The following is a 7,528-nucleotide window of genomic DNA, read 5'->3' on the forward strand; positions in this document are numbered from 1 at the left end:
ACTCTATGTTGTTACTATATCGCTTCTATTCTGAACGAAACATGAACACCGTTAATAAATACCAGAGAGTCACTATGACACAGTCGTGTGTGGATTTAGAGTTTATATGTAGTCATAATCACGCACTAAAATCATGGGATAACAGTAAGTTCCATAAAATCAACGACTTAAAAGTTGGCACGCTTGATGCTCTATAGGGGGGGTGGAATAAGTCACTGTAAGCAAAGTACTTACAGCTAATAAAAAATTACTGGAGCCCCTTATATGTTTTGTATTCAATGTGAACAAACAATTCAAACCCCAACCGTAAAAGGCTGTTCTTTCGCACAAGGCATGTGTGGAAAAACCTCGGAAGTATCCGACCTTCAAGACGTGTTGGTGCATTCTCTTCAAGGCGTTTCTTTTTGGGCAAGCCTAGGTCGCGCTTGCGATGTTATTGATACAGAAGTTGATGAGTGGGCGCCAAAAGCGTTCTTCGCAACACTGACTAACGTTAACTTCGACCCTGCTCGTATTATCGAATTCGCACAACAGTCTCATGAATTCAAGCAGCGTTTAGAGCAAAAAGTTCGTGCAGCAGCAACATTGATTGGTTTTGAAATTCCAGAACTTTCTGCAGCAGCACAGTTCGATCTTCCAACAGATTCTTCAGAGCTATTGGCACTTGCGCCTCAAGCTGCTGTAAACCGTGGTCACGACTCTCAACACGAAGATGTGATTGGCCTTCGTCTTCTTTGCCTATACGGCTTAAAAGGTGCGGCAGCCTACATGGAGCACGCTCGTGTTCTTGGTCAAACTGACAATGCTATTTTTGCTGAGTACCACGAAATCATGGCGTTCTTAGGTACAGATCCATCTGACCTAAAACAACTGCTAGATACGTCTATGCAGATTGGCTTGATGAACTACAAAGTCATGGAAATGCTGGATAAAGGTGAGACAGATACATTTGGTCACCCTCAACCAACAACCGTGAACGTGAAAACTAAGAAAGGACACTGTATTCTTGTTTCTGGTCACGACTTGCATGATCTAGAAAAGATCCTTCAACAAACCGAAGGCAAGGGCATCAACGTTTACACTAACGGTGAGATGCTACCAGCACACGGTTACCCAGAGCTAAACAAGTACCCACACCTTGCGGGTAACTACGGTAGCGCTTGGCAGAACCAGCAAAAAGAATTCGCTAACTTCCCTGGCGCAATTGTAATGACGTCTAACTGCCTGCTTAACCCTGATGTAGGTTCTTACGCAGACCGTCTATTTACACGCAGCATCGTGGGCTGGCCGGGTGTTGATCACCTTGAAGGCGATGATTTCAGCGCAGTAATTGACTGTGCACTGGCGCAAGAAGGTTTCAAACACGACGAGATCGAGCAGATGATCACTGTCGGCTTTGGTCGTAACGCACTGATGGAAGCGGCACCTGCGGTTGTTGAGCAAGTGAAAGAAGGCAACATCAAACACTTCTTCCTAGTGGGTGGTTGTGACGGTGACAAATCTGAACGTAGCTACTACACAGACTTCACAGCTCAAGCGCCAGAAGATTCAGTAATCCTGACATTGGCATGTGGTAAATTCCGTTTCAACAAAAACCAATTCGGCGACATTAACGGTATCCCACGTCTGTTAGATGTTGGCCAATGTAACGATGCTTACTCAGCGATTCAGCTTGCTATCGCACTGTCTCAAGAGTTTGATTGTGGTATCAACGAACTTCCGTTAACGCTGGTTCTATCTTGGTTCGAGCAAAAAGCGATCGTTATCCTGCTTACCCTGTTCGCTCTTGGTGTGAAAGGTATTTACACGGGCCCAACAGCGCCAGCTTTCCTAACAGAAAACCTATTAAAGATTATGCAAGACGAGTTCGATATGCGTTCTATCTCAACGCCAGAGCAAGATCTTAAAACAATCTTAGCGGCTTAATTTAAGCCAACTCTAAGCCCCGTTGTTGTGACGTTTTTCTAAAACAGACAACGGCGGGGCTTTTTCGATTTAAATCTTTAGTCATTAGCAAGGTACACGAACTATGTATGCATGGTCGGATAGCGATTCAATCAATTTAGTGTGTTTAAAGAAATGGCACGAGACGCCAGATACGGTCAGCTTTGAGCTTGGCAGCGTTCCACAAGACTTACATTTCAACTTTAAGCCAGGGCAATTTATTACTCTGGGTTTGTATATGCCGGCGAAAACCGATTACCGTGCTTATTCTGTAGCGTCTTGTCCTGAAGATAACCGCCTGAAACTGACGGTAAAGCGTGTGGAAGGTGGTTTGGTTTCGAACTTTATTGTTGATGAACTTGATGAAGGTGATGAGGTTTCTGTATTGAAGCCTGCTGGTGCGTTTAACTGTATTGATTGCATGCCAACGACGACCAAAAAAGTGACGCTAGTGAGTGCGGGTTGCGGTATCACTCCTGTGATGGCGATGGCAAAGTATTGGTTGGCTCAAGGCAGTGATATTGAGATCGACTTCGTCCACATGGCACGCAATAAGCGTGAGACCATTTACTTTCAAGAACTGCATCAATTAGATGAGGCGCACAGCAACTTCAATCTTAAATTGCTGCTAAAAGACAGTGAAGGAACATTAGCTCCTCAAGGTCGATTAGATAAGAATTGGTTAGTAAAACTAAGCCCAGATATTTTAGACCGAACTGTTTATCTGTGCGGCCCAGTTGGCTTTATGCAAAACATAGAAAGCTACCTGAAAGAACTAGAATTCAACATGGAAAATTTCTATCAAGAAAGTTTCACGCCAGCGAACCCAAACACGGATTCACTAGCCAATAGCAATACAGCTTCAGAAGAGTCACAAGCGGAAGCGTCTGCAGATTCAAATGGTGCCGTTAAGGTGTTTGTTCCTGCATTTGGCGCAGAAGTAGAAGCGGAAGCGGGTACACCACTGGCTGATTCATTAGAGAAAGCTGGAGTTCCGATTATTATTGCTTGTCGCAGTGGGATTTGTGGTTCTTGCAAGTGCAAAGTAACCAAAGGTTCAGTGGAATCAAGCAGCCAAGAAACATTGACGCCAGAACAGATTGAGCAAGGTTATGTCCTTGCGTGTTCGAGTACGATTCAGTCAGATGTTGAGGTTGAGCTGTAGCAGATGTGAAGTCGAGCTTTGTTAGAACGGTAAAAACAAAGTTGGCATAATAGAGACCAAAATTAAAGTACCAGATGTAAAAAGGCCACTTAGATCAGATAGAGAGAGCAGATCTAAGTGGCAACCTTCCTGTTTATACGGGGGAGTAAAACAAGAAGGGTTGCGAAGCCCATAATAGACTTCGCAGATATAATTATTATGTTGTGGAGCCGTTTGCGCTGAGTTAGTTACAAGATCGAAGTCGTTTAAACTTCAGGGTATGTCTTGTAACGAACACCCATCATCTGTTCCATACAGTGAACAACTTGGCAGCTGTAGCCAAACTCGTTGTCGTACCAAATGTAAAGAACAGCGCGGTTGTCTTGCGCGATAGTTGCAACACCGTCAACCACACCTGGGTGGCGAGAACCAACCAAATCGGTAGATACAATCTCGGTTGAGTCGGTGTAATCAATCTGTGCAGATAAAGTTGAAGATAGCGCCATTTCACGCAGGTATTCGTTCAACTCTTCTTTGTTTGTGCCTTTCTCAAGGTTTAGGTTTGCTACTGCCATTGAAACGTTTGGCGTAGGTACGCGAATCGCATTACCTGTTAGCTTACCTTCCATTTCTGGCATCGCTTTTGATACCGCTTTAGCAGCACCAGTCGATGTCAGTACCATATTCAATGAAGCAGCACGACCACGACGATCACCTGAGTGGAAGTTATCGATTAGGTTTTGGTCATTGGTAAATGAGTGAACCGTTTCGATGTGACCTGATAGGACACCAAACTTGTCGTGAACCGCTTTTAATACTGGCGTAATCGCGTTGGTTGTACAGCTTGCAGCAGAGATGATTGTGTCTTCTGGTTGAATGTCATTTTGGTTTACACCAAATACAACGTTCTTGATTTCACCTTTGCCTGGCGCAGTCAGTAGAACCTTCTTTGCGCCATTACACGCAACGTGTTGGCTTAGGCCTTCAGCGTCACGCCACACACCTGTGTTATCAACCACAAGTGCATTCTCGATACCGTAAGATGTGTAATCCACTTCTGCTGGCTTGTTTGCGTAGATAACTTGGATGAAGTTACCGTTAACGATGATCGCTTTACGTTCTTGGTCTACAACAATGCTGCCGTTGAATTGGCCATGAACAGAGTCACGACGTAGCAAGCTTGCACGTTTTTCTAAGTCACCATCTTTGCCGCCACGAACAACAATTGCACGTAAACGCAGTGGGTAACCTGGGCCACTTTTCTCGATCAATAGACGAGTAAGCAAGCGGCCAATACGACCAAAACCGTACAATACAACATCGCGAGGTTCTGTCATCGCCTCGCCTTCAAGCGATTCTAAAAGTGCAGTTTGTAGGAAATCATCCAACCCGTGTGTGTCTTCGCGATCTTGCCAGAATGTATGAGCAAGGCGACCAACATCGATACGACATGGAGATAAGTCCATAGAGAGAAGGTGTTGAATGATGGGTTGAGTCTGTTCTGCGGTAAGCGGAGAACCTGTGTAACGTTTTGCGATGCGGTGAGCTTTGATGATGTCGATAGTTGTTGCGTTAACCAGTGTTTTACCGAAGAGGATAACTTCAACGCCTTTTTGGCGATACAACTGACCTAAAGTAGGAGCGATTGATTCAGCAATAGTTTGACTAGTTTGCCAGTCTAGGAGGTGCTTTTCGGGACTCATCTTTACTCGGGACCTTTCACGTTAATGTCTGCAATCATAGCGAATGTAGGGTAGCCATGAGTGCATGGGGGAGTTGAGCTATCTAAGCTTTGGTGGTCTTTAACGCCACTTAAATTTGCTTGATATGCCTTGTGTGTAATTTGTAATTTTTATGTGGCAGGATTGTAAGGTACGACGAGTTATTCTGCTAGGAAAAATAAATGCAGATTAATTGTCTGAAAATTGGCTTTTAATTGGTCATAAATCAAGATTTTAGTGTCAAGAAAGGCTATTGACTTTAACAGTCTGTAGTACTTAATTTTCGCCAAAAAATACTCAGATCAAAACATAATGTGTAATAAAGGGAATTGCGATCATTAAAGATGTGATCATTAGCACTAGTTACACTTAAAAAGTAAACGACAGATAAGGTATTCAGCGAGTTTTCTTGTTCGACTTTTGAATAAGCTGAGTTTGAGTACAGAAAGTTAGTGACGCAAACGATTAGATCTCACAAATTTGACTTAACTTTGGTGTTTATTGGTTTCTAGAGCAGTGACTTGCGGTCATCTAGAGGCATAACCTTATCCTTTCACTTGTTTAAAATAGACCTTCCTCTTTAAATCCTGTATGTGGATAACGACTGACGCCAATTCCCTATGATTAGCTCATAATGTCATTTGTTCATATTCAATTTGATCAATAACTCCTGTTAATGTCCTATTCTTATATTGAGCTAGGTAAAAATACTATCGGGAAAGGAGTCGTTATAAAAATGATAAATATGTCAATTAGATGGCGTCTTATTTTTCTTTCAACAGTTTCTGTATTCATCATGTTTGGGTTTACAGTCAATGAAGTGCTCAAGAACGATAAGAAGATGAATCACCTTGAAGTAACGCGAATTAAGGTGGAAGCACTTCAATCTTTTAATGCTGTTTCAAGTGGTGCTTATCAATGGTTAGTGCTGTCTAAAGACTCGCCAGAGAAAGGTCCGTTGTTTTTAGAGCTGCAAGTGGAAGTGGATAGGCTTGCTCATTACGAAATACAACTTCAACAGTTCGACAACAGTTGGACTGTCGAGCCGCAGTTGATTGAGTTAAAGAGTGTGTTAAAGAAGCTCGCGCGGGTAACCACTAGTATTGACAGCGACGCATCACAGATTACTGTCAGCAACGCACAGCAAACAGAACGAGCCTTTGACCTGTTAAAAGGCGTGTTAATGGAGCTGTCTGAATATCGTGCCAATATAGTGGACGAAAAGATCAGCCAAACAGATACGATGTTTATCAATCTTACTCACTACGTGTTCTGGACTCAGCGAGAAGCGTGGCTGAGTTACCGCTTGTATCGTTCTCCAGAGCTGATTGATCAATATTTATTGAGCTATGTTGGTGCTTTAGAAAGGCAACAACAGCTGTTAGATACGTTTTTACGATCAGACAGCCACTCGCTGGAAATTAGCAAACTGTTAAACATGTTCTCCCAAGATGAATTTCAAGACCGATTTACGGCGCGGCTTCTCAAAGGTGACTTCTCGACACCTGAAATATATGAACATGTGGAAAGTTTAGAGCGAAAGAAGCTGGCGATCTCAAAGGCGGTTGGTGCTTATACCGATCAATTAAAGTTTGATTTGACAAAAAATATAGCGCTACAGAAAAGGCAAACGGCGGTTATGACATTGCTTATCCTTGTTGTTTCAGGTGCTTTGTTATGGCTTGGTGTCGCGACATCTTTGCGCTTAAATAGAAACTTATCGATTATCGTGAAAGGGGTGTCTGAATACGCGGATAGTTACGGCAAGCCTAAGGTGATTCATATTCAAGGTAACGATGAACTTGCCGAGTTTACTGAAACCCTCAATCGAGTGATGGAACGTAACTATCATCACAACAAAGAGCTGATAATAGCAAAAGAAGATGCAATTTCGGCTAACAAGGCCAAGAGTGCATTTTTAGCAAACATGTCTCATGAAATACGTACGCCGCTTAATGGAATTATAGGTATGGCGGAAATTTTATCTCAGAGTCAACTGAGTGCTAACCAACAAGAGGTACTTGAGGATATCGAGTCGTCTTCACATTCGTTGTTGGTGTTACTCAATGACATTCTCGATCTTTCTAAGATAGAGTCGGGTAACTTAATGTTGTCGCCGCATAATGCCGATTTGCGAGAAGCGGTTTACGACTCTGTGAGCGTAATTTTGTCGAAAGCGATCAGTAAAGACATTGAACTCGATATCAACATTGATGCTCAAACCCCAACACAGCTGTTTTTCGATGAGTATCGTGTTCGACAAGTGCTAACCAATTTGCTGTCTAATGCTATTAAATTTACCTCAAAAGGCACGATTACAACGGATATTGCTTATACACCGATGTCTTTGGGGCGAGGTAAGCTTGAATGCAGTGTGTCTGATACCGGGATTGGGATTGAGCCAGAGAAGCTAGAGTCCATTTTTGAACCTTTCACTCAAGAAGATGGCAGTATTACTCGCCAATTCGGCGGTACAGGGCTAGGGCTTGCGATTTGTCGGCAGCTTGTTGACTTGATGGGCGGCTATATTACCGCACGCTCAGTGAAAGGAGGAGGCTCTACATTCACCTTTTGTTTGTACGTAGACACGGTCGAGGCTCACGCTCAAACGTTCGATAACCTAAGCCGTGCGACAATTATTTCTAATTCTTTCAATTACCTCGATCAATTGGTCAAAGAGTGCGAGCGCTTAAATGTTCGACCTAATGTTGTGTCATCC

5 protein-coding genes are annotated in these 7,528 nt (G+C 43.2%); 4 read left to right on the forward strand and 1 reads right to left on the reverse strand.

The genetic code is table 11. The features are described from left to right. The 3 genes from AB4496_RS07225 to AB4496_RS07235 all read left to right on the forward strand — a co-directional run. On the forward strand, window positions 1–197 hold a 197-nt coding region (locus tag AB4496_RS07225; protein WP_372130749.1), incomplete at its 5' end, for a hypothetical protein. A 67-nt stretch (window positions 198–264) separates the two neighbouring features. Next, on the forward strand, window positions 265–1,926 hold the full coding sequence (gene hcp / locus AB4496_RS07230; protein ID WP_009845682.1) for a hydroxylamine reductase: 1,662 nt from the start codon (window positions 265–267) through the stop codon (window positions 1,924–1,926). A 103-nt stretch (window positions 1,927–2,029) separates the two neighbouring features. Next, complete coding sequence (locus tag AB4496_RS07235; protein WP_009845681.1) at window positions 2,030–3,109, forward strand: hybrid-cluster NAD(P)-dependent oxidoreductase; 1,080 nt, start codon at window positions 2,030–2,032, stop codon at window positions 3,107–3,109. Window positions 3,110–3,354: 245 nt separating this feature from the next. On the opposite strand, the gene AB4496_RS07240 is transcribed toward AB4496_RS07235, so the two are convergent. After that, window positions 3,355–4,791 carry a glyceraldehyde-3-phosphate dehydrogenase gene (locus tag AB4496_RS07240; protein ID WP_009845680.1) on the reverse strand — a complete coding sequence of 479 codons (1,437 nt, stop codon included), beginning with the start codon at window positions 4,789–4,791 and terminating at the stop codon, window positions 3,355–3,357. Between the two features lie 814 nt (window positions 4,792–5,605). On the opposite strand from AB4496_RS07240, the gene AB4496_RS07245 reads away from it, so the two are divergent. After that, a partial coding sequence (locus tag AB4496_RS07245; RefSeq protein WP_372130751.1) for a sensor histidine kinase occupies window positions 5,606–7,528 on the forward strand: 1,923 nt, incomplete at its 3' end.

This window comes from Vibrio sp. 10N.222.46.A1 (assembly GCF_041473595.1).
GTDB classification, from domain to species: Bacteria; Pseudomonadota; Gammaproteobacteria; order Enterobacterales; family Vibrionaceae; genus Vibrio; species Vibrio tasmaniensis_A.

Coding starts and splice junctions, on each gene's coding strand:
- hcp (WP_009845682.1), top strand. CDS start 265: ATGTTTTGTATTCAATGTGAACAAACAATTCAAACCCCAACCGTAAAA.
- AB4496_RS07235 (WP_009845681.1), top strand. CDS start 2,030: ATGTATGCATGGTCGGATAGCGATTCAATCAATTTAGTGTGTTTAAAG.
- AB4496_RS07240 (WP_009845680.1), bottom strand. CDS start 4,791: ATGAGTCCCGAAAAGCACCTCCTAGACTGGCAAACTAGTCAAACTATT.